Origin of the sequence: Weissella uvarum, from assembly GCF_016908785.1 — a bacterium.
In the GTDB taxonomy this organism is placed as follows: domain Bacteria; phylum Bacillota; class Bacilli; order Lactobacillales; family Lactobacillaceae; genus Weissella; species Weissella uvarum.
Window position 1 is genome coordinate 135730 of sequence record NZ_JAFBEO010000003.1, and the last position, 21167, is coordinate 156896.

The following is a 21167-nucleotide window of genomic DNA, read 5'->3' on the forward strand; positions in this document are numbered from 1 at the left end:
TAAATCATACCACAACGTTCTCATTTTTCCTATTCTTTTGCCGTAATTTAGGCATTTTCATCTTGATTTGTGGTTTGCTTTTTATGCTGTAAATAAAAAACTAATAATGTAAATGGGAATACTAATACCACACCCAAGATGGAATACATTAACGATAGTAATGCCGAAGTAAACAGTTTTGTATTGATAATGTCCGTGAAGCTATAGTTTAAACGGGTAAATAATAGTGACAAGCTCAAAAAATCGGCTAAATAACCAAATAATACGGTGTTCACGGCTGTTCCCACAATTTCTCGACCAACCTGTTGACCAGCGCTAATGAGTTGTGACAATTTTGCACGGGGCTGATCTGCTTGTAGTTCAGCTAGACTCGACGAAATGGCTACGGCCGCTTCGGCAATTGCACCAAGCGTGGCCAGTAGTGCGGCACAGATGCCTAAAGTTTTAAAAGGTACGTTAATACCTAATGAAAGACCTTCTAACTCTTCACTATTTTCGACTGAAAAGCCGGCTGAGCTTGAGATTTGTTCCATTGGGACAATTAAAACGAGTAGTAATAACATCACAATAAAACTGACCGTTAAGGCCGTCCGTGTCGTATCTTCATCTGATCCGGTACTGATAATCGTGATGGTCAAAATAATACCGCCCCCAATTAAAAGCACCCAAAATGGATTAAAAGAAAAACTAATTAAGGTAATGATACAAGCTAATACTAAGAAATTAATCCATAAACTAACAAAGGCTCCCAGCCCTTTAGCACCAGCGATGAGCACCATTAATATGAGCAAGATAATAGCTAATGCAATTGTAACGTTCATCCTTGGCCTCCAATCTTTTGGTGACTTGAACGATCAAACAATTTAAATACCAATAAACCAACTGGTACTGTTAATACAATTCCAATGGCACTAATGAGCGTTTGAATCATACCAATTGATAAATTGCTAATGTACGTAAATGACCAAGTGTTTCCATTTCTAAGATAAAGCACAGCCATTGGTAATTGTTCGGCAATAAAGATTAAGAACAAAACATTGTTAAGGGCGCCAAAAATTTCGCCGCCTAAATCACGTCCAGCGTGAATCAATTCGGAGGTTGAAATGCTAGGACGCTCGCGCTTAAGTGAGAATAATGTGGCCGTCATGTCAGTAGCTTCGTCCATGACCGCACCAAGCACACCCACTAAGGTCATGGCCATAAAGAGATTGTCAGGATTTTCAGTGACAAAATCCATATGCTCATAGTAAACACCTTGATTGTGCAAGACCTGGAAGACAATCTCACTTAAACCAAGTGTGATTAGGCTTGTTAGCAAGACCGTTGAACTAATGACCCACATTTGTTTTGAACGAAAGCCCATAAGTAAACCAAGCGTTAAGATGGTGACAATGATGGCAAATGGAATGAACAAGACAAATAAGTTTTGATTCGGGATCGCATTATTTAACCAAACGAAAGCAATAAAAAGCCCGACATTCATAAATAGTGTCAAGATCATAATCCGACCGTGTTGCCCCATTAAAATCCACAAGCTACCTAAAACGAAAATAGCAAATGGAATCCAAATATAGTCATGGCGCACATTTTTTATTGACCAATTAGCGTGACCATCATGCGTTAAGAAGACTTGTTGTCCTTTATGTAAGCGCACATTTAAGGCTTCGGCCGAATCAAAGCTATTGTTAAGATGAATCGTTTCTCCGCGATGTTGGCCATTCAGCCGTTGCACGGTTAACTTTTGATTATATGTTTTAACGCGATTCCCATATTGATCACTTTGTTTACCAGTAGACTGGGTTGATATCGTCGTAATTTTACCAAGTGGTTCTCGATACATTTGGCCATTATTTGCAAAAAAACAGGCTGTAGCAATGACAATAATTCCAAGTGTCAGCCAAGCTAGCCCGGTTTTTTTCAAGAATTTGATAATAATTTGCATTAGTGCACCCGCTTATTTTCGCCAAACATGGCGATTTCCTTTGCTAGAAACTTAATTCTTTGCATTAAGCGCTCGGCTTTAATCGGTTCACTTCCATCTTTGGTATTCGTGAAATGTTCTTTTTCTAATTGGTCCATTGAGAAATTAGAAGTGAAGAAGGTCGTGAGTTCATTTTGCATGCGGTATTCTAAAATTGGACTGAGAATATCATCACGTAACCAAGCGGTTAATGATTCGGCTCCAATATCATCAAGTACTAAAATTTGGGCCCGTTGCAAAGCTTCGAGACGTTTCTGGTTTTGATTATTTTTATCACTAATCCCATTCCGCAATTCAATGGCAAAACTAGGGAAATGGACCAACGTGACCGGAATACTGTAGCGCGCTAAGGTATTCGCCATCGCCCCCATCAAATGCGTCTTTCCGACCCCATATGGTCCATGGATGTACAAACCACGATGATAAGTATTGGGGTCTTCCGTGTAACTGGTGATGAAATCCGCAACAGCCCCAATGGCGTTACTTTGATCTGGCGATGGATTAGAAAAATCAGAAAGTTGCGCCCGTTCAATCAATTTTGGCATTTGAACAGCATGTACCAAGGCCTGTTGTTCTCGTTGTTGTTGGGCACGAACAGTCGCTTGGCTAGGTTGATACATGACATTAATTTGCCCCTCGTTAAACATCAAGCTAGGCACATAGCCTTTATGAACACTTTCTGAATCATCTTTATGTTTTTGAGTGTAAAACTCGTATAGGCTGGCAAAGTCACGATCAATAATGGTCTGTGTTAACTCATCTTGATGATCCTTTAAAAATTTTTGGACATCGTCATCAGCAAAAACCGCTTTTTGCATGGCGGCATAGCGCTCATTGAGATGATTCTTTTGCATGGCCCGTGCCATAGCTTGACCGACATCTAAAGGTGACTGATTTTGAGTTTGGTCTGAATCGTTCATTGTGGTTGGTCCTCCTGCTTAGCTTGATTAGCCTTCAACAAAGCATCCAATTTACGCTGAGCATCGGCCTGCTGGTTTGAATTGGCAGCCGCTTTTGCCCGCTGTTCTTCCCAGTCTGGACGCGTCTCGTTCTTAACTGGACGTTGATTTTGATAGCGCCGTTTTGGTGTAGCTGGTGTTTGTTGTTTTTGTTGTTGGCGTTTTTGTAAGTAACTAAAAGCATCTTTGGCGGTTTTAACTCCGGCTTGACTCCAATCATTGACAATCGTTTGCATCAAATTCCGATTCAACGAAGTCTTTTGCTCAACCACTGTCAATTCATAAAGCATGACATTGATGACTTCGTTTGGCAACCGCTTTAACTGGGCAATATCTTCTAATGATTTTAGTTCATTATCGGTGACAAACCCACCTTTTTCTTGGCGCAGTGCCTGTAGATATTGGACTGGCGATAAGCTTTGAACTTGTTGCAAAAGTTGTTCAGCTGCACTAGCGGGCTTACTTTGAGCTGAATCTGATCCAGTGTCAGGTTGAACCTCATTTGCAGCAATAACATTTTCTGCCTGACGCTGATTAGCTTTCGCTTGCATCTGTAAGTTTTTACGCAAGCTAGGCATATCAATCTCGTGATTTTGAGTCAAATTTTGTTGAATCAAGCGGACTAATGTTACATCATCCAGACCGTATAGGTTTTTTTCAACTAATAAAGCGGCTTCATTTTCTTTTAGGGTGCGCATTGGCACGTTGAATGATTGCAACATTTGACTCATCATGTTCAAATCCAACTTTTCTGGATTTGACTTGATGGAAGCCTGGAGTGCTGGCATGCTCTCCTTTTCAACCGGCGCTTTGATTTTCTTAAAGCGTTCTGCGCCAACTAAATCAAAGAATGATGCCGTTACATTTTCTCCGGGTATTTTTTCGGGCTCTGGTAAAGTATCCGCCACCAACTTATTTAGCGTACTTTCTCCTAAATAATGTGCTAGCAAACTCGCCAAAGTATCATCAGCTAAAAAGGCTTGAGTTGACATTGGTTCAAGCATTTCGTAGACCCATTGCGTTTTTTCTGTTAAATCTTGTTGATAGGTCTTCATGAGCCCCATCCCCTCAAGACGTGCACGTGCATCCAAAAAACCATGATGACTAAGGCCGACTTGATCTAACAAATCCGTATGAATGTATTCTCGATTTGCTTCGTGTGGATAACAAGCTAACGTTAAATACAAAGTGAAAGCTTCATGGCCAATGATGGGTAAATAGACTTGGGTTAAAGCACGAATATCCGGCATAGTTAAATCGGCGTCCAATTGAACACGATAACGCTGTTGTAATGAGAATTCTCGCACTTTATTGCCCTCCATTTCTTTTATGAATATCTGTTAACATATCGTCAACTTGCTGGTAACTATCTTGTAAATTGCCATTATTATTAATCACATAATCAGCTTGATTAATCTTTTGTTGTAGCGGCATTTGCGCGGACATTCGTGCTCTGGCCTCGTCTTCATTCAGTTGATTACGTGACATTAAACGTTGTAGCTGGTTTGCTTCATCCGTTGCCACAACACAAACTGCGTCATATGTCATGCCTTGATTACTTTCAAATAAAAGTGGAATGTCTAATACAACGATTTTGGCGCCTTGTTGTTCTAATTCAGTTAAAGTATGCTGCATTTTTTCAAAGACCCGCGGATGCGTAATTTGGTTTAATTGGGTTCGCTTAGATGCATCATTGAAAACAATCGCACCTAACTTTTGTCGGTTTAACGTGCCATCTGAATGTATCACATCTAGTCCAAAAGTGTCGGCGATATCTGTTAGGGCCGGTTCACCAGGTTCCATAATTGCATGTGCAGTTTCGTCAGCGTCAAGCACAGGCAAATGTTTTTCATTTTTAAGATAATTTGAAATAGTTGATTTACCTGTTGCGATTCCACCCGTTAACCCTAATTTAAACATCATTAATCCTCTTCAATCTGACAATGTGGACAATAGGTTGTCCCACGTTGTGCAACTTTGATTTTCTCTAACGGCGTTCCACACCGCAAACATGGTTCGCCAACGCGACCGTAAACTTCTAATTCATTTTGGAATTCACCCGCTTGACCGAAGGCATTCGTAAAACTATGCACCGTGGTCCCGTGATGATCGATGGAACGCGCCATTTCGTTAATAATATTTTCACGAAGCGTGCTAATTTGCTCATCGGTTAGTCGGTCAACATGTGTTTTGGGATGGATCTTACTTTGCCATAATGTTTCATCAGCATAAATATTACCAATCCCAGCAATGTGACTTTGATCAAGTAAAAACGGCTTAATGCGCGCATGTGATTTGCGAAAGATTTCTTTCATATAATCAAACGTTAAGTCCGTTTCATTTGGCTCAGGTCCTAATGCAGATAAGCCAGGTACTTGATTCAAATCTTCATTTTTAACTAAAGTCATGCGGCCAAATTTACGAGTGTCACGATAAAATAAATCAACATCTTGGTCGAGATGGAAAGTGACCAAATCGTGCTTCCCTGGTGTCGTACCTGTTGGTACGGTGTAATAAGATCCTTCCATTCGAAGATGAGATACCATCGTATAGTCACCTGAAAAACGGAAAAGTAAGTACTTTCCTCGTCGATCAATTTTTTCAATTTTTCGTTGTGCCAATGTCGCATCAAATTCTTCTGGCGTCATGTTATTCACGATTTTGGGCCAACGGACTTCTGTTGAAAGTACCGTACGCCCCTTTACTAAACGGGTTAACCCCCGTCGAACAGTTTCAACTTCTGGTAGTTCCGGCATTAGGGTCTCCTTTCCTTGATATAGCAATGTTTGTAAGTTATTTTGGAGTACTCTTTTATTGACAACATTATTAAATACGCGTGCCAAATTAATCTTTAGATATTCTTCCTAATTATAGGCTACTTTAACGCTAAAAAAAAGAAAAAGGCCTACCTATCAATATAATTTAGGAACACCTATTTAAAATTTGCTATCTATATTGATGCTTCAGTTTGTGTCAATTTGATGACAAACAATCGTTTAATTCCAGCTAGGCAACATTTATTTTAATATATTGTTTCATATGTTCATTTTTACGTTTATATCCGTTAATATATAATTTTTAATACCTCATGGGACAATTCGTTTAAAAATTCATTTTCAATAATCTTTTTTAGATTAAATATTTAATATCACGTGCAAAAATCTGATTCACGTTAAAAGCTGATAGGAGTATTTTATGAACAATGACGTGTTGCTATCAGAATTATCAAATAATGAAAAGTTATTAGTTAATTCACAAGTACAATCAAAGGGTAAAAACATTGTGCTAGCATATGTATTTGCTTTCTTTTTTGGACTTTTTGGGATTCATCGTTTTTACATGGGTAAGACAGTTTCAGCAATTGCCATGCTACTAATCACTGTCCTTTCTGTTGGATTTCTTGCAATTATTTCTGGAATTTGGACTTTTGTTGACTTATTCCTTATCCCTCGTTGGATTAAGAATGACAACGCTCGGATTGAACGTGAAGCAGCCGAAGCAATTATTAATGATCCAAAGCGAGCAATCAAAGAAGTTTAATTTTTAGTTGCCTCCAAAGGCAACATACATAGTAAAAACGTTCTAGTAACGCGCTCAATCGAGGGATAAAAGTGAGCGGAGTTGGTGGGATAAAAAATATTAACTAATTTTCTCCGTGAACATATTCTTATACTCCATAGGGGAAAAGACACTGAATTCTTCTTTTATACGAAATCTATACGAAATCGTTGCTGTAATTTGTATATCTGGTTACGAGTTAAATATATATAAATATGAAAAAACTTACAACAGATACATTATCAGTTTGAGTTTCTTCTATTTTTTGTCCAATCCCTTTATCAGTAAATTTGAATAAATTATAAATGCAAACATAAACAAACTGAATTTAATTGATATCGATGATATATCGATCTGTGTAATGTGTATGCTTGTTGATTGAGATATTAAACAGCTATTTTTTTAAAAGAGACGTAGATTAACCCGTATATGTAGATTTTTGTGACAGACTGTTAAACTTTCATGTTGTTTGGAAAATTAACTTAGAATTTTCGAGGAATTCTTTGGCTACTAATGTCTTAAATTCATTTAATACTTTATTATAAACAAAATCCCCCTAAGTCGAACCTTTTTGTCCAACTTAGGGGGCCTTTGTTTATAGTCCTTCTTATTAATAACTAGATTTGATTTCCTCAACTTTTAAAAATTTGTAAATTATTTTTTGGTGGTAAATGTGTCCAATGACATGTTGATAATTTGGTGTACCACATGATATGTAGATACCATAGAATATGTCATTAACGTTATTAAAATAACGAATAACACTTTGTTTAAAAATATATTACGTATATCTATCATAAAAACATTATAATATGCTTCATAAATTAGTGAATATGTTATAAACATAATGGATGGGATGAAAGCTCCAAAGATTCGATACTTTAACCCCCATACACCTTTATACTTTTCAGACATCAAAGTAAATGTACTTGATAAACGTCCAGAAAAAATTAATCCAATCATTGTACCTAACATTCCAGTAAATATAGAAATAATACCCCGGACACTAGTATTAAATTTAGTCATTCCTTCTACGTTAAAAGATTTATAGTTACTTAGAATTAATAACACAATAATGACAGATAATGTGACTATAACTTCTTTACTTTGGGATCTCCAAAATTTGGTACTTTTCAACTTATTGATCATACACTCGATCCCCCTTGTTTATCTAGCAATCTGGAAAGTCACTATTATATCGGAAAATTAATGCTGTCTCAACTTCATCCAAATTAACGTATCCAGAATCAGTAGAGCTAACCTCTATTGTTACTCGTTTTTTTGCATCCATTAAGTCCAATAGTGAAGGTCGCTCATCTTCATTCATATATTCAATTTGAGCTTTTTTAACTCTTTCAGGGTTTTCCGACACAAAATTCACTAACTGAGAAACAGCAGTGTCATTTAAATATTCTTGTCCATGCCCTTTAGAAATAATCAGTTGCGCTGTTGTTCCTTGGAAAGCCTTAGTATATTGTTGAATGCCATTAATAGGATCTCCTTCATTTTTATCCGGAATGTCAGCAGAGTGATTACTTAGCTTAAGATCAATCTTTTTGGTACCGTGCCAGCGTCCAGTTTTTAGTTGTTCTATAAATTTATCAACATCATTATGCATTTGCCAAAACTGAAAAGAACCCACTCCATTCCCGTTAATATGCCAAAAATGGTTAATGTATTCTTCCACACGTGGCATTCTACACGATTTCCCATTAACTTGAAATAACCCACGATTATTTTTCATATCTATAATTAAAACTGCTCCATCTGAAATATACGTATGGTCATCACGTAATTTTAGTTCTTCAGATCCAGCTCTATCATCTCTGGACTGCGCCAAATCCTTATGACTTAATCGTTGGAAATGCATCCTTAAAAATTTATTATTTTTATCTTTACTAATTTTGTCTAATCTTAAAACATAATTTCCCATGGTAATATTCTTTTGTCTAATCTTAAAACATAATTTCCCATGGTAATATTCCGTAAATTAGCCTTGCCATTACCAAAGTGTTTTGATTTAATGCTACCAAATTCTGAAGGAAACGATTCCATCAAAGCATCATAATCAATATTGCTATCCAAGTTCTTTGAATTTTCTCCAACTAAATGTACTTCATAGTAATCACAGTTTACCTGTTTTTGTTCCATATCCCAAACCCCTCATAATTCCTTTTCCCTTAAGTATAACAAAATCAATAATAGTTTAGGAATCAAAAAAAATATGAATATGATTGATTATATTTCAAATAGATTGAATCAGATATTTGCTTGGTGCCTGTTAATTTAAATACTTATTCATCATAATAGGGGCTTTTATGATAATAATTCTTGAACGATTTTCCGTTAAATATTTTAGCAAGAGTATGGCTTACTTCGTCGTAGACTAAAAATCATATAATTTTTGACACAATAAAGATAGTTACTTGTCTCTTTTTTTAAATTATATAAGTATACTAAACATGTTTTTTTATATCGAAATTAACGCCTATAAATATAACCGATTTTTAAAAAATAAGACTTTGCCCCAAAAATGTATTTCCAATCAATAAATTGCTCATCTTAATGGTTAAAAATCATCTTTTTAAATTAAAAATAAAGCTCTAATCAGTGGTTTTGATTAAAGCTTTGTTCAGCCTATTTAGTTTTTACGGTTAAGCCAGTTAGTATTTTTAAAGCAGTTGGTTGGCAAAGCGCTAAGAATAAATATGAGAAGCGTTAAAATGTCTGAAAGAACTTCCATACCAGCATACTGTCTAGCAAAGTAGTTAGCAACAATCCTACCAAAGACTAATACTACGAAGGCAGTCCATACTAATGGTTCGGCTAAGTCAATATCGCGGAATCGACGTACCTGTAAAGCAAGCATCGGAATAATGATGATTAAGATGATTACTACCATAAGTAATATCAAAAAAATTGAAAGTATTAGCGCCCCTGCTGATAAATTATCCATCATCTGATCGATGCTACCAGTTCCACCCATTAAGAATATGGTGAGAAATAAGCATAAGGCCAAGGCAGCTTCAGTTAGCGTAATAGTTAAAACCATCCACCAATATTCGGCCCGAGTTGATGTTCCCTTGAAGTTAAAACCTTTTTTGAAAAAGTTCTTAAAGGCTGTTTTATATGAAACCATAATTTGTTATCTCTCCATTCTGTAATCTCTTCAATGCATACCTTAACATAATGGAAAAATGATGCAATTTTTTAAAACATTTTAACAAAAATAATTAGATATTTTTAGGAAATAAATTTAAAAGGCAAAATAAAAACACGCTTGTCAGTTGTTTGACGAGCATGTTGTGCTTCTCATTTATTTGTTACGGCTAAGCCAACTCACATTTGCAAAGCAATGTGTAGGTAACACACTTAAGATAATAACGATGACACTAAGTACTTCTGAAAGTACTTCTACTCCAGCACTCGCACCACCATAGTTACCGATGAGTGAAGCAACTAAGGCAATCCAAACCAAAGGTTCAGACAGATCAGTATCACGGAAACGCCGGGTTTGGACTGCGAGGAATGGAATGAAAATTAGAATCCCAAGCACTAAGGTGATAAACATCCAAACCAGGGTTAAGAGACTACTCTGACTTGGCAGACTTGCAAACAAATGTGCTAAGTTAAAATCCCCATTGGTGAAGATTGCTAAAAATGTCGCACTGATGGTTGTCCAAAAAATAACAAAAACAAATAAAAGCAGGCATGGCCACCAAAATTCGGCACGGGTCGCAGTACCACGGAAGTCGAGGCCTTTCTTGAAGAAATTTTTAATAGCTGTTGAAAATGAAACCATGTAATTATCCTTTTTATTTTACTATTTCACTGCTAGCACAATCTTTATTTTTTGGGGATTGTGGCGTAAAACTACTACTGAAGTTTATTATTTCCGACTTAACCAACTAATTTTAGTTAAATAATTAGTTGGTAACACGCACAAAATAAGGACAAGTAAGCCTGCAATACCTGAAATAATATTCATCAATGTATTTGCCCCACCAAATTGACCAACAATTGAGATAATTAAAGCAATCCAAACCAAAGGTTCAGCCAGAGCTGTGTCACGAAAGCGACGAACCTGCAAAGCCATGTACGGAATTAATAAAATAATCATTACCACAACCATAACCGCTAGCCAAGCAACTAATACCATAATTTGATTATCATTAAAGGTAATTGAATGCGCACCCCAATCAACTTTATTACCGGTCAATGCAAAAACAATCAAGCCTAAAACGCCCCAAATTAAAGTTGCTAGCATGAAAGTGCCCACCATCCACCAAAATTCAGCGCGAGTTGAAGTGCCTTTAAAATTAAAGCCCTTCTTGAAAAAGTTCGTAAATGCGGTTTTATATGAAATCACAGTTGTAAACTCCAATCTTTAAGATACAGCTATTTTAGCATAAGCTACTATGCCCCCCATAGTATTTTCTCCTCTAGCATCGTAGACCAATATGGTATGATTACTAAAATAGTTCCATTGGAGGTTATGATGCTCTTACAACAAATTTTAGCAGTGATTGGGTGTGTACTAGTCTTGATTTGGCTTGGTTTGCGCTATATGAAAATTACTGCACGTGGCATTAATTATGTTGCTCTTACAGGCTTAATCATTTTAATTATGAGTTTATTTGTATAAAGATTTATTTCACGGTTCAAGTTGAACCGTGTTTTTTTATTTAAAATGATAAAAAAATTGACTTTAAATGAGAGAATGCTAATATTGTCTTCAACATCCTTGATTTATAAAGAGTTTTCACATGTCAGTTAGCAATTGGAGGAAGTAGCATATGACTAGACCACAAAATGAAAATTTGAATCGTATCCACCCTAATATTATTCGCGCATATGATGATCGTTTTAGCGCCATCGATGATATTTTAAAGCTGACTATTGGAGAACCTGACTTTAATGTGCCAGAAAATAGTAAGCAGGCCATCATTGACAGTGTCACAGCAAATGACTCACATTATGGCCCTTCCCGGGGAACCGTAGCTGTCCGGGAAGCCATCGCCCATTTTTTAAAAGATCGCTATCAACTTGAATATGATCCAGAAGAAAATATCGTCGTAACCGTTGGTGCGACCGAGGCCATTTACGATACGATTTGTGCTTTTGTGAATCCAGGTGATAAAGTGCTGATTCCGAGTCCTACTTTTCCCCTTTACGAAAGTGATACCTTGCTTGCTGGTGCTGATCCACTCTTAGTCGATACCTCTGATGATGATTTTCTTTTGACACCTGATCATCTGAAACAAGTCATTACTGAATATGGTGATGCCATCAAAGTCCTTGTGTTGAACTACCCGGGTAACCCCACTGGCCGCACTTATTCAGCGGAAACCTTACAAGCATTAGCTGAAATTCTAGATGGAACCAATATTGTGGTAATTGCCGATGAAATTTACTCGGAGCTCACTTATGACGGTCCCCACCACTCAATTGCTACCTATCTACCAGAACAAACCTTAGTATTGAATGGTGTTTCTAAATCACATGCCATGACCGGATATCGTTTAGGCTTCATTGCCGGTCCCGCTGATTTAATCAAAGGCCCCGCCCAATTCCATCAACTTGCAGTCACTACTAATGCCAATCCAGTTGAAGCAGCAGCGACCGTTGCCCTGGGTACTCCAGAAGGCCATGCTGCAACCATTCAAATGAGAGATGCTTATCGTCAGCGCCGTGATTATGTCGTGACAGCGTTACGTGAACTTGGTTTCACTTTAGATGAGCCAGAAGGTGCTTTTTACGTCTTTCCGCATGTACCTGAAGCCTATGGTGAAGATGATGAACATTTCGTCATTGATTTAGCTGAACAAGCGCACGTCGCCACCGTGCCTGGAAGTGCTTTTGGGCCAGGTGGTGAAGGCTATTTCCGAATTAGCTATGCTTGCAGTCAGGAAACCTTAGAAGCGGCCATGCAGCGGATTGAAGCATTCCTAAATCATTTGTCAAAGTAAAGGAGGCCCATTTATGACCAGAAAAATCGGAATTATCGGTGTCGGACACGTCGGAGGTGCAATTGCTCATAGTGCGATTGTACAAGGCTTAGCCGATGACTATGTGCTCATCGATTCAGATGAAGCGCACGTGGAAGCAGAAGCACTTGATTTAAGAGAAGCACAGCCTAACCTAAAGTATCATGCCAATATTACCGTCAATGACTATTCCGCTTTGGATGATGCCGACGTTGTCATTTCATCAGTTGGAAAGATTGCTCTGCAAAAAGCTAAGCCCGGAACAAATTCACGTTTTATTGAAGTGCCCCACAACTTGATTCAAGTCCAAGATGTCGCACAAAAATTAAAAGCAACTAACTTTCATGGCATTCTTGTGGTCATCACCAACCCTAATGACATTATGACTACCCTTTACCAAAAGTTAACGGGTTATCCTAAAGAACGCGTCTTTGGCACAGGTACTTTGTTAGATACTGCGCGAATGTTAACTGGCGTTGGCGAAGCATTTGGTGTCGATCCACGTTCCGTTCGTGGTTATAACCTGGGCGAACATGGTAATTCTCAATTCACAGCATGGTCAACTGTTACAATATACGATGAACCGGTGGTCCCCCTTGCTGAGAAGAATAACATCGACTTAGACCAAATTGAATCGACAGCGCGTAATAATGGTCACTTCTTATTCCAAGCCAAGGGATTTACTAATTATGCGATCGCTGGCGCTGCAGTTCGCCTAACAGAAGCCATTTTATCAGATAGCCATAGCGAATTACCTGTTTCTAATTTGCGTGATGGTCAGCAAGTTTACTTATCAACGCCGGCAATTGTCGGTCGTGACGGTATCTTAAAGCAAATTGACTTAGATTTAACCCCCTCAGAATCAGAAAAGCTCGCAGCTTCTTATAAATTTGTGGGTGATAAATTTGCCGAAATTAGCGCTGAATTACATTTGAATTAGTCCAACAAAAAAAGCGATTCAGAAATGAATCGCTTTTTTGTATGTTTAATTTAATTAGACAAATAAGCTTAATAGCAAAACAATAACCAATCCAACTACGGCGATCAATGTTTCAAGCACAGTCCAAATCTTCAATGTTTGCTTAACATCAAGATCGAAGTATTCCTTAAACATCCAGAATCCAGCATCGTTAACGTGTGATGCGGCCAATGATCCGGCTCCGATAACCAAAACCATCAAGGCTGGGTTAACAGAAGCACTAACCATCAATGGTTGAACCAGACCAGCAGCTGTCAAAGCAGCAACTGTAGCTGAACCAAGCGCAACACGCAAGATAACTGTAATAATCCATGCTAGTAGCAATGGTGATAGTGATGAGTGGATAAAGATCTTAGCGATTTCTTGTGAGATACCACCGTCAATCAAGATTTGCTTGAAGGCAGCTCCACCACCGATAATCAAAAGCAACATGGCAATTGACTTAACAGCATCTTCAACCGTTGCACCCATTTGCTTTGAATTCTTGTGTTGGTGCCAACCCATTGACCAAAGTGCAAAGGCCAATGAAATAATCATAGCGCCAACTGGGTTACCAATCATGCTCATAAATGAATCAAAACCAACTGGCTTGGCAGGTGCCACACCATTATGGACAACAACCGTATAAATAGTTGTGATTCCCATCAAAATAACTGGGAACAAACTTGTCAAAAGTGAAAGTCCAAATGAAGGTGTTTCATCTAATTCAAATTCCTTCACTTCACCAAAAGCACTCAATTCTTTCTTGACTTGGAAAGCTTCCGGAGCAAAGCGTTGGGCAACCTTTGTAAAGACAGGTCCTGCAATAATGGCAGCTGGGATAGCAACCAAGATTCCGTACATCAAAACGTGACCAGGGTTAGCCCCTAAGGCTGTTGTGATGGCTGTTGGAGCAGGATGAGGTGGTAAGAATCCGTGGGTAACTGACAAAGCAGCTGCCATTGGGATTCCCAAGTAAAGTAATGGCACCCCAACTTCAAGGGCGATTGCGAAGACGATTGGAATCAAGATAACCATTCCAACTTCGAAGAATAGCGCAATACCAAGAATAAATGATGCGACCATAACCGCGATTTGAACGTACTTACGACCAAATAGGTTAATCAAAGTGTGGGCAATTCGGTAAGCCCCACCAGCATCAGAAACTAAACGACCAAGAATGGCCCCGAAACCAAAGACAATAGCTAGTTCACCAAGTGAACTCCCGATTCCCTTTTCAATTGAGACGGGGATTTGTGCCATATTCATGCCCAAACCGAGCCCGACAACTACTGAAGTGAAAATCAAAGAAATGAATGTATTCATTTTGACTTTGATAATCAAAAACAATAGTAAAGCAATTCCTAAGAATAAAACAATCATTGCTTGCATGCTTTTTTTCTCCTTTAATTTTAATAACGAAATAATATCAGCAAGAAGTATTCTAACATAATAAAGCCCCGCCGTGAATACGCTTTCACTAATTTTCTCAAACCAAAATAAAAGATGAAATATTCATATATTTCATCTCATACGTTCTATTTATTTACCCATCAATAAAGCTTAGTTTTAGCTACTTTAGTGGCATTATTTTAGACAATATTCATGATATTTTTCATAAAATTTATCATTACTAATTAAAATAATCCAGTAATATGACCTGATTCATCGATATCAATATCATTAGCAGCAGGATGTTTTGGTAATCCAGGCATCGTTAAGATAGTACCAGTCATCGCCACTAAGAATCCAGCTCCTAATTTTGGAACAAATTCACGGACATGGATGACAAAATTCTTCGGAGCTCCAAGCTTGTTTGGATCATCTGACAATGAGTATTGTGTCTTGGCCATAATAATAGGTAGTTTATCCCAACCTAACATAGCATAACGCTTTAATTGCTTTTCAGCCTTTTCGGAAAGTTCTACTCCATCAGCGCCATAAATTGTTTGAGCAATTGCATCTAATTTCGACTGTGCTGAATCCTCTGGTTGATAAAGTGGTGTGAAGTTGGCTGGCTTTTGTGTCGCAGCGACAACCCCCTGCGCTAATTCAGTTGCGCCAGCACCGCCTTGCCCCCAAACATCCGCAACATATGCTGGTACGTCAAAGCTTTCTGCATACGCTTTAACCGTAGCTAATTCTTCTGGTGTATCATCAGTGAATTGATTAATCGCCACAACCAGAGGGACACCATAACGCCCCATACTTTGAATATGCTGACCTAAATTAGCAAGTCCTTGCTTCAAGGCAGGCACGTTTGGTTCTTTTAAGTCTGCTTTGTCAACGCCACCATGCATTTTTAAAGCCCGGACGGTAGCAACAATGACAATGGTATCTGGTGTTTTTCCTAACAATGGTGTTTTAAAATCAAGGAATTTCTCCCCACCTAAATCAGCACCAAAACCTGCTTCAGTCACCGTATAATCAGACAAACGCAACGCCGTCTTAGTTGCTTGGATTGAATTGGTTCCTTGGGCGATGTTAGCAAAGGGGCCACCGTGAATTAGCGTTGGTGTGTGAGCTAGCGTTTGTACTAAGTTAGGATGGATGGCGTCTTTTAAGAGTGTCGTAATCGCGCCGGCCACGCCCAAATCCTTAACTGTAACCGGTTGACGATCATAGGTCTCGCCAATCACAATTTGTTCAATGCGATGTTTCATATCCATCAAATTTGCTGATAGAGTCAAAATTGCCATGAGTTCGGATGCAACTGTAATATCAAACCCATCCTCACGAGGTACGCCACTTGTTGCTCCGCCCAGACCAATTGTGGTATGGCGTAAGGCCCGGTCGTTTACGTCAAGGGCGCGTTTCCACAAAATACGACGCGGATCAAGGTTCAATGGATTACCTTGGTACAAACTATTATCAATTAACGCTGCTAAAGTATTGTGAGCACTGGTTAAAGCATGAAAATCGCCAGTAAAGTGCAAATTAATATCGGCCATCGGCACAACTTGTGAGTAACCTCCGCCGGTTGCTCCACCTTTAAGTCCCATCACGGGTCCTAATGATGGCTCTCTTAGCGCAATCATAGTTTTCCCGTTCATGGCATTTAAAGCGTCCCCCAATCCAACAGTGACTGTTGATTTACCTTCACCAGCTGGTGTTGGGTTAATGGATGTTACTAAAATTAATTTACCTAAAGCATCCTGATTATGTTCCGGACCAAGCATTACTTTGGCTTTATCAAAGCCATATGGCTGCCATTCATCCTGCTTTAAACCAATTTGTTTTGCAATTTTTTCAATCGGCCAAATTTCTGCTCCCTGAGCAATTTCAATATCACTTAACATCACAACCCCTCCATTTTTTCAAATGCCACGGCCTGTTGTCCAATATCACGACGATAAATGAAATCATCAGCCCGTTGATTCAATGCTGCATATACATGCGCTTGCGCTTCTGTAGCAGTTTTATCATGACTAACCGCAGTTAGTACCCGACCACCACGACTAACAAGCGTGTTTTCAACTTTTGTAACACCAGCATAATCGATTTGAATGTCATTTGGCAATGTTGGAATTGCAAGGTTTTGCAATTGCTGTTCGGGATAACCTGGTGCAGCTAAGGTTACACCTAGATATACATCTTGATTTTGCCAATGCATCTGCGTTGGTCGGCCCTGTTGTAAGTCTAGGAGATTTTCAAATAAATCTGATTGTAATTGGGGTAATACAACCTGTGCTTCTGGATCACCAAAACGAACATTGTATTCAATGACTTTTGGTCCTTGTGCTGTTTGCATAACGCCGGTATACAAAACCCCACGAAAAGGTAGAGCTTCCGCTTCCATCGCTGATAATACTGGCATGACGAGTTGGTTAATTGCTGTTTGTATGTCAGCTTCAGATAGCCAGCGCACAGGACTATACGCGCCCATACCACCAGTATTGGGACCTTTGTCATGATCAAGTAGTCGTTTATGATCTTGCGCCACCGGCGTATGCACCACTTGTTTTGGGCCAACAAATGAAAAAATCGAATATTCAACACCTTCTAAGTAATCCTCAATAACTAAAACAGCATCAGCATATTTAGTATAAATGGCATTGATTACTGTATTTGCCTCCTGAGCCGTTTGACAAATATGAACCCCTTTACCAAGTGCTAAACCATCTAACTTAATCACAACCGGGTAGGCATGTTGAGCCAAAACACTTTGCGCTTGTGGCAAGCTGTGTGTTGTTTGTGACATTGCAGTTGGAATTTTGTAATCATGCAAAAGTTTTTTAGTGAACGCTTTAGAACTCTCTAATTGCGCAGCTGCTTGTGTCGGACCAAAGACAGGTAAATTAGCAGCTTCGAAAGCATCAACTAACCCCTCTGCTAATAATTTTTCAGCGCCAACGAATGTAAGAGCAATTGCTTTATCCTGTGCAAACTTAACTAGGTCTGGAATTGTCGTTAAGGCAACCGGCGTAATCCCTGGAGTTTGCATACCTGGATTCCCTGGTGCAACGAAAACTTGATTAACATGCGGACTTTTTAAAAACGTCTGAGCAAAAATATGCTCACGCGCACCTGACCCGACGACTAATACATCTGCCATGACCAATTCTCTCCTTAATGCTTAAAATGACGGTTTCCCGTAAAGACGAGCGCAATGCCAAGTTCATCTGCTTTATCAATTGATGCTTGGTCCTTAATTGATCCCCCCGGTTCAACAACTGCTTTAATACCATGTTCAGCGGCATAAGCAACGGAATCATCCATTGGGAAGAAGGCATCTGAGGCCAAGACTGCGTCTGCAAAACCTGGTTTATCCTGGGCATGGTTAATGGCAATTTTTACTGAGTCAATTCGGTTTGGCTGTCCAGCACCAATGCCTAAGGTTTGATTATCAGTTGCAACTACAATCGCATTTGATTTGGCATGTTTGACAACCGTCTGCGCAAATTTCACTGTTTCCAATTGTTGTGCGGTTGGTTGTCGCTTTGAAACAACTTGATAATCACTCACATTTTCAGGCAATAGGTCTCGGTCCTGCATAACGACCCCACCGAGCACAGAAGTTAATTCAAGTGATTGCGGAATCACATTGGTAAATGGCACTGTTAGAAGTCGTAAATTCTTCTTCTTTGCTAATTCAGCATAAGCATCATCGGTAAAGCTTGGTGCAATAATGATTTCTAAGAAAATTTTGTGCATTTTTTCTGCTGTTGCTAGGTCAACTTCCCGATTTAGCGCAACAATCCCACCAAAAATTGAAACATCATCAGCAGCAAAGGCACGATCCCATGCTTGCTCAATCGTGTCACCTTGACCAATCCCAGCTGGATTCATATGTTTGACCGTCACAACAGTTGGTTGTTCAAAATCAGCAATAATGCGGAGTGCGGCATCAGCATCACGAATATTATTATATGAAAGTTGCTTACCATGCAAAGTATTGGCGCTAAGAACTGAATAGTCACTCGTTAAGGCATTCTGATAAGCAGCCGCATGTTGATGTGCATTTTCACCATAACGTAAGTTAGTTGCTAATTCATATGGCAACGTCTTTTCTTTCGTAAAAGGTTCATCAGTTAAATAATCGGCGATTAAAGCATCGTAAGCCGCTGTGTGGCGAAAGACTTTCGCTGCAAGTGCTTGTCGCTGTGTTTGAGAAACCTCTCCTGCTTGCAACGCAGCTACAATTGCATCATAGTCGGCTGGGTCAACAATTGGAAGCACCGCATCCATATTTTTGGCCGCTGAACGCAACATCGCTGGGCCACCAATATCAATGTTTTCAATAACTTCGGCACGAGTAACGTCTGGTTTTTGGACAGTCGCCTTAAACGGATATAAGTTCACCACTACCATATCAATTGGTTCAATCTTTAAATCGGCCAAAGTCTCCATGTGCTCCTTTGAATCACGACGAGCCAATAAGCCAGCGTGAACACTTGGATGCAGTGTTTTAACACGCCCATCCAAAATTTCAGGAAAATGCGTGACGTCTTCAATTGGCGTTGCGTGAATCCCAGCTTCTGTTAATGCTTTGAGGGTACCACCTGTAGAAATCAATTCATAATCAAGTTTTACAAGTTCACTGGCAAAGGGGATTAAATTTGTCTTATCAAAAACACTGATTAATGCGCGGGCCATTAGTTAAATACCTCTTCTTTCAATAATTGTGCGAGAACGTGTGGATAGAGTTGATGTTCAGTTTCATGAATGCGTTTGGTTAAGGTTGCTAAAGTATCATTTACCAAAATTGGCACAGCTGCTTGATCGATAATCTTTCCAGTATCAGTCCCTTCATCAACGTAGTGTACCGTGACGCCAGTGATTTTAACCCCATAAGCAAAGGCATCTTCAATTGCATGGGCACCTGGGAAACTTGGTAAAAGCGCTGGATGGAGATTGATAATTTTCTGTGGATAAGCTTCTAAAATAATAGGGCTTAAAATACGCATATAACCGGCTAATAAAATACCTTGTACCCCATCTTTAGCTAGTTGTTCGCATAACTGTATTTCGACTTGCTCACGGCCACCCATTTTTTGGTAATTCACAACGGTGACGGGAATATTGGCTGCTTTAGCAATGTCAATTGCACCAGCATGTTTATGATCAACAACTAATCGAACTATTTGTGCTGGTAAAGCTTGGGCCTGAATCTGCGTCAATAAGGCTTTGAAATTGGTGCCTGTTCCGGACGCAAAAACGGCTAACTTGGTGGTTATGGCCATGGTGCTTGCCCTTTCCATTGAATTCGTTCATCAGTTGACGTGGCTGGTTGTAGTTCGCCAATTTTATAAGCCACTTGCTGCGAAGCTGCTAAAGTTTGTAGCAAAGGTGTGACTGCTTCGGGAGTGACGATTAAAATCATTCCTAAACCGTTATTAAAGGTTAATAACATATCTTCTAAACTCAAATTACCAGCTGATTGCACCTGATCAAAGATGTTTTGAATTGGCCAACTGCCCCATTCAAGGTGCGCGGTTAAGTCTGAACCATAGGCCCGTGGTAGATTTTCAACGATTCCACCACCTGTGATATGCGCTATGCTGTGAATCCAGCCTTTTTTAAGCAGTGGTCCCACAATTGGATGATATAAACGGGTCGGGGTTAGCAGCGTCGTTTGTAGTTTTTCATCTAATTGGTTAAATGCGTCTGGTTCATTCAAGTTAAAAAGCTTACGAACTAACGAATAGCCATTAGCATGCAAACCGCTCGATGGTAAGCCAATTAAAATATCACCGGCTTGAGCCTGTGTAGCTGATAACATGGCGTCTTTTTCAACCACACCAAGCCCAAAGCCAGCTAAATCATAGTGATTTTTCGCATACATACCCGGTAATTCAGCAGATTCTCCACCAATTAAAGCGGCCCCAATCTTCTGACTGGCTTCCGCTATACTAGAAACAATCGTGGCAACTGTTTTTGGACGCATTTTATCAACTGCTAAGTAATCCAACATAAATAAGGGCTGCGCACCTTGGGCTAATACATCATTCATCACCATGGCTACTAGATCTTGGCCAATCGTATCGTATTTTTGTGCAGCAATCGTTAGTAGTAATTTAGTGCCTACACCATCCGTACCACTAATTAAAACGGGACTTTGGAAACCGGTTGGTAAAGCAAAAGCAGATCCAAAGCTCCCTAAAGGGGTTAAAACTTGGGCATTAAAGGTTGCATTCACAGCGGCTTGCATCTGTTCAACACTTTGTTTACCTGAGTGAACATCGACGCCGGCTGCTGCATAAGCATTTTCTGGTTTCATGTTG

Annotated in this window: 21 protein-coding genes; 4 read left to right on the plus strand and 17 right to left on the minus strand. The window is 39.2% G+C overall.

Annotation, left to right across the window (positions count from 1 at the left end):
* Positions 1 to 47: 47 nt before the first annotated feature.
* From JOC36_RS05035 to mutM, 6 genes are read right to left on the minus strand one after another with little or no spacing between them, the layout of a single operon-like run.
* Positions 48 to 821: a YibE/F family protein gene (locus JOC36_RS05035; RefSeq protein ID WP_205145421.1), complete on the minus strand. Its 774-nt coding sequence runs from the start codon at positions 819 to 821 to the stop codon at positions 48 to 50.
* Positions 818 to 1942, minus strand: coding sequence for a YibE/F family protein (locus JOC36_RS05040; protein WP_205145422.1), 1125 nt, complete (start codon positions 1940 to 1942; stop codon positions 818 to 820). Before JOC36_RS05040 ends, JOC36_RS05035 begins: the two co-directional genes overlap by 4 nt.
* Positions 1942 to 2901, minus strand: coding sequence for a primosomal protein DnaI (gene dnaI / locus JOC36_RS05045; protein WP_205145423.1), 960 nt, complete (start codon positions 2899 to 2901; stop codon positions 1942 to 1944). The genes JOC36_RS05040 and dnaI overlap by 1 nt, the downstream gene beginning before the upstream one ends.
* The gene (locus JOC36_RS08845; protein ID WP_205145424.1) at positions 2898 to 4247 is read right to left on the minus strand and encodes a DnaD domain protein; all 1350 of its coding nucleotides are present in this window, start codon (positions 4245 to 4247) and stop codon (positions 2898 to 2900) included. Before JOC36_RS08845 ends, dnaI begins: the two co-directional genes overlap by 4 nt.
* Position 4248: 1 nt before the next feature.
* Positions 4249 to 4860, minus strand: coding sequence for a dephospho-CoA kinase (coaE, locus tag JOC36_RS05055; protein ID WP_205145425.1), 612 nt, complete (start codon positions 4858 to 4860; stop codon positions 4249 to 4251).
* Positions 4861 to 4862: 2 nt separating this feature from the next.
* On the minus strand, positions 4863 to 5696 hold the full coding sequence (gene mutM / locus JOC36_RS05060) for a bifunctional DNA-formamidopyrimidine glycosylase/DNA-(apurinic or apyrimidinic site) lyase (protein ID WP_205145426.1): 834 nt from the start codon (positions 5694 to 5696) through the stop codon (positions 4863 to 4865).
* A 439-nt stretch (positions 5697 to 6135) separates the two neighbouring features.
* On the opposite strand from mutM, the gene JOC36_RS05065 reads away from it, so the two are divergent.
* Positions 6136 to 6480: a TM2 domain-containing protein gene (locus tag JOC36_RS05065; protein ID WP_205145427.1), complete on the plus strand. Its 345-nt coding sequence runs from the start codon at positions 6136 to 6138 to the stop codon at positions 6478 to 6480.
* Between the two features lie 1189 nt (positions 6481 to 7669).
* On the opposite strand, the gene JOC36_RS05070 is transcribed toward JOC36_RS05065, so the two are convergent.
* From JOC36_RS05070 to JOC36_RS05090, 5 genes are all read right to left on the minus strand, one after another.
* Positions 7670 to 8431: a DUF6731 family protein gene (locus tag JOC36_RS05070; RefSeq protein ID WP_205145428.1), complete on the minus strand. Its 762-nt coding sequence runs from the start codon at positions 8429 to 8431 to the stop codon at positions 7670 to 7672.
* Entirely contained in the window at positions 8413 to 8649 is a 237-nt protein-coding gene (locus tag JOC36_RS05075; protein WP_205145429.1) for an RNA-binding protein, read from the minus strand. The genes JOC36_RS05070 and JOC36_RS05075 overlap by 19 nt, the downstream gene beginning before the upstream one ends.
* Positions 8650 to 9139: 490 nt before the next feature.
* Positions 9140 to 9637, minus strand: a complete 498-nt coding sequence (locus tag JOC36_RS05080; protein ID WP_205145430.1) for a DUF805 domain-containing protein — start codon at positions 9635 to 9637, stop codon at positions 9140 to 9142.
* Between the two features lie 177 nt (positions 9638 to 9814).
* Positions 9815 to 10300 (minus strand): DUF805 domain-containing protein, encoded by a 486-nt coding sequence (locus JOC36_RS05085; RefSeq protein ID WP_205145431.1) that lies wholly within the window; start codon positions 10298 to 10300, stop codon positions 9815 to 9817.
* 87 nt (positions 10301 to 10387) lie between these two features.
* Positions 10388 to 10867, minus strand: coding sequence for a DUF805 domain-containing protein (locus tag JOC36_RS05090; RefSeq protein WP_205145432.1), 480 nt, complete (start codon positions 10865 to 10867; stop codon positions 10388 to 10390).
* Between the two features lie 129 nt (positions 10868 to 10996).
* Here JOC36_RS05090 and JOC36_RS05095 point away from each other — a divergent pair, with 129 nt between their 5' ends.
* From JOC36_RS05095 to JOC36_RS05105, 3 genes are all read left to right on the plus strand, one after another.
* Positions 10997 to 11143, plus strand: coding sequence for a hypothetical protein (locus JOC36_RS05095; protein ID WP_205145433.1), 147 nt, complete (start codon positions 10997 to 10999; stop codon positions 11141 to 11143).
* Positions 11144 to 11294: 151 nt separating this feature from the next.
* A complete protein-coding gene (locus JOC36_RS05100) occupies positions 11295 to 12467 on the plus strand; it encodes an aminotransferase class I/II-fold pyridoxal phosphate-dependent enzyme (protein ID WP_205145434.1) in 1173 nt (390 codons plus the stop codon).
* Positions 12468 to 12480: 13 nt separating this feature from the next.
* Positions 12481 to 13425, plus strand: a complete 945-nt coding sequence (locus JOC36_RS05105) for a lactate/malate family dehydrogenase (protein ID WP_205145435.1) — start codon at positions 12481 to 12483, stop codon at positions 13423 to 13425.
* Between the two features lie 54 nt (positions 13426 to 13479).
* On the opposite strand, the gene JOC36_RS05110 is transcribed toward JOC36_RS05105, so the two are convergent.
* From JOC36_RS05110 to purM, 6 genes are all read right to left on the minus strand, one after another.
* Entirely contained in the window at positions 13480 to 14835 is a 1356-nt protein-coding gene (locus JOC36_RS05110) for a gluconate:H+ symporter (RefSeq protein WP_205145436.1), read from the minus strand.
* 245 nt (positions 14836 to 15080) lie between these two features.
* Positions 15081 to 16742 (minus strand): formate--tetrahydrofolate ligase, encoded by a 1662-nt coding sequence (locus tag JOC36_RS05115; protein ID WP_205145437.1) that lies wholly within the window; start codon positions 16740 to 16742, stop codon positions 15081 to 15083.
* Positions 16742 to 17998 carry a phosphoribosylamine--glycine ligase gene (purD, locus tag JOC36_RS05120; RefSeq protein WP_205145438.1) on the minus strand — a complete coding sequence of 419 codons (1257 nt, stop codon included), beginning with the start codon at positions 17996 to 17998 and terminating at the stop codon, positions 16742 to 16744. Before purD ends, JOC36_RS05115 begins: the two co-directional genes overlap by 1 nt.
* Before the next feature lie 14 nt (positions 17999 to 18012).
* Entirely contained in the window at positions 18013 to 19539 is a 1527-nt protein-coding gene (gene purH / locus JOC36_RS05125) for a bifunctional phosphoribosylaminoimidazolecarboxamide formyltransferase/IMP cyclohydrolase (RefSeq protein WP_205145439.1), read from the minus strand.
* Complete coding sequence (purN, locus tag JOC36_RS05130; RefSeq protein ID WP_205145440.1) at positions 19539 to 20126, minus strand: phosphoribosylglycinamide formyltransferase; 588 nt, start codon at positions 20124 to 20126, stop codon at positions 19539 to 19541. Before purN ends, purH begins: the two co-directional genes overlap by 1 nt.
* Positions 20117 to 21163, minus strand: a complete 1047-nt coding sequence (gene purM / locus JOC36_RS05135) for a phosphoribosylformylglycinamidine cyclo-ligase (RefSeq protein WP_205145441.1) — start codon at positions 21161 to 21163, stop codon at positions 20117 to 20119. The genes purN and purM overlap by 10 nt, the downstream gene beginning before the upstream one ends.
* Between the last annotated feature and the right edge of the window lie 4 nt (positions 21164 to 21167).

Bases quoted from the DNA above. Each gene is read 5' to 3' on its own strand.
- JOC36_RS05065 (WP_205145427.1), top strand. From the start codon at position 6,136: ATGAACAATGACGTGTTGCTATCAGAATTATCAAATAATGAAAAGTTA.
- purN (WP_205145440.1), bottom strand. From the start codon at position 20,126: ATGGCCATAACCACCAAGTTAGCCGTTTTTGCGTCCGGAACAGGCACC.
- JOC36_RS05075 (WP_205145429.1), bottom strand. From the start codon at position 8,649: ATGGAACAAAAACAGGTAAACTGTGATTACTATGAAGTACATTTAGTT.
- JOC36_RS05095 (WP_205145433.1), top strand. From the start codon at position 10,997: ATGCTCTTACAACAAATTTTAGCAGTGATTGGGTGTGTACTAGTCTTG.
- coaE (WP_205145425.1), bottom strand. From the start codon at position 4,860: ATGTTTAAATTAGGGTTAACGGGTGGAATCGCAACAGGTAAATCAACT.
- purH (WP_205145439.1), bottom strand. From the start codon at position 19,539: ATGGCCCGCGCATTAATCAGTGTTTTTGATAAGACAAATTTAATCCCC.
- JOC36_RS05100 (WP_205145434.1), top strand. From the start codon at position 11,295: ATGACTAGACCACAAAATGAAAATTTGAATCGTATCCACCCTAATATT.
- JOC36_RS05070 (WP_205145428.1), bottom strand. From the start codon at position 8,431: ATGGGAAATTATGTTTTAAGATTAGACAAAATTAGTAAAGATAAAAAT.
- JOC36_RS05035 (WP_205145421.1), bottom strand. From the start codon at position 821: ATGAACGTTACAATTGCATTAGCTATTATCTTGCTCATATTAATGGTG.
- mutM (WP_205145426.1), bottom strand. From the start codon at position 5,696: ATGCCGGAACTACCAGAAGTTGAAACTGTTCGACGGGGGTTAACCCGT.
- JOC36_RS05105 (WP_205145435.1), top strand. From the start codon at position 12,481: ATGACCAGAAAAATCGGAATTATCGGTGTCGGACACGTCGGAGGTGCA.
- dnaI (WP_205145423.1), bottom strand. From the start codon at position 2,901: ATGAACGATTCAGACCAAACTCAAAATCAGTCACCTTTAGATGTCGGT.
- purD (WP_205145438.1), bottom strand. From the start codon at position 17,998: ATGGCAGATGTATTAGTCGTCGGGTCAGGTGCGCGTGAGCATATTTTT.
- JOC36_RS05040 (WP_205145422.1), bottom strand. From the start codon at position 1,942: ATGCAAATTATTATCAAATTCTTGAAAAAAACCGGGCTAGCTTGGCTG.
- JOC36_RS05110 (WP_205145436.1), bottom strand. From the start codon at position 14,835: ATGCAAGCAATGATTGTTTTATTCTTAGGAATTGCTTTACTATTGTTT.
- JOC36_RS05080 (WP_205145430.1), bottom strand. From the start codon at position 9,637: ATGGTTTCATATAAAACAGCCTTTAAGAACTTTTTCAAAAAAGGTTTT.
- JOC36_RS05085 (WP_205145431.1), bottom strand. From the start codon at position 10,300: ATGGTTTCATTTTCAACAGCTATTAAAAATTTCTTCAAGAAAGGCCTC.
- purM (WP_205145441.1), bottom strand. From the start codon at position 21,163: ATGAAACCAGAAAATGCTTATGCAGCAGCCGGCGTCGATGTTCACTCA.
- JOC36_RS05115 (WP_205145437.1), bottom strand. From the start codon at position 16,742: ATGTTAAGTGATATTGAAATTGCTCAGGGAGCAGAAATTTGGCCGATT.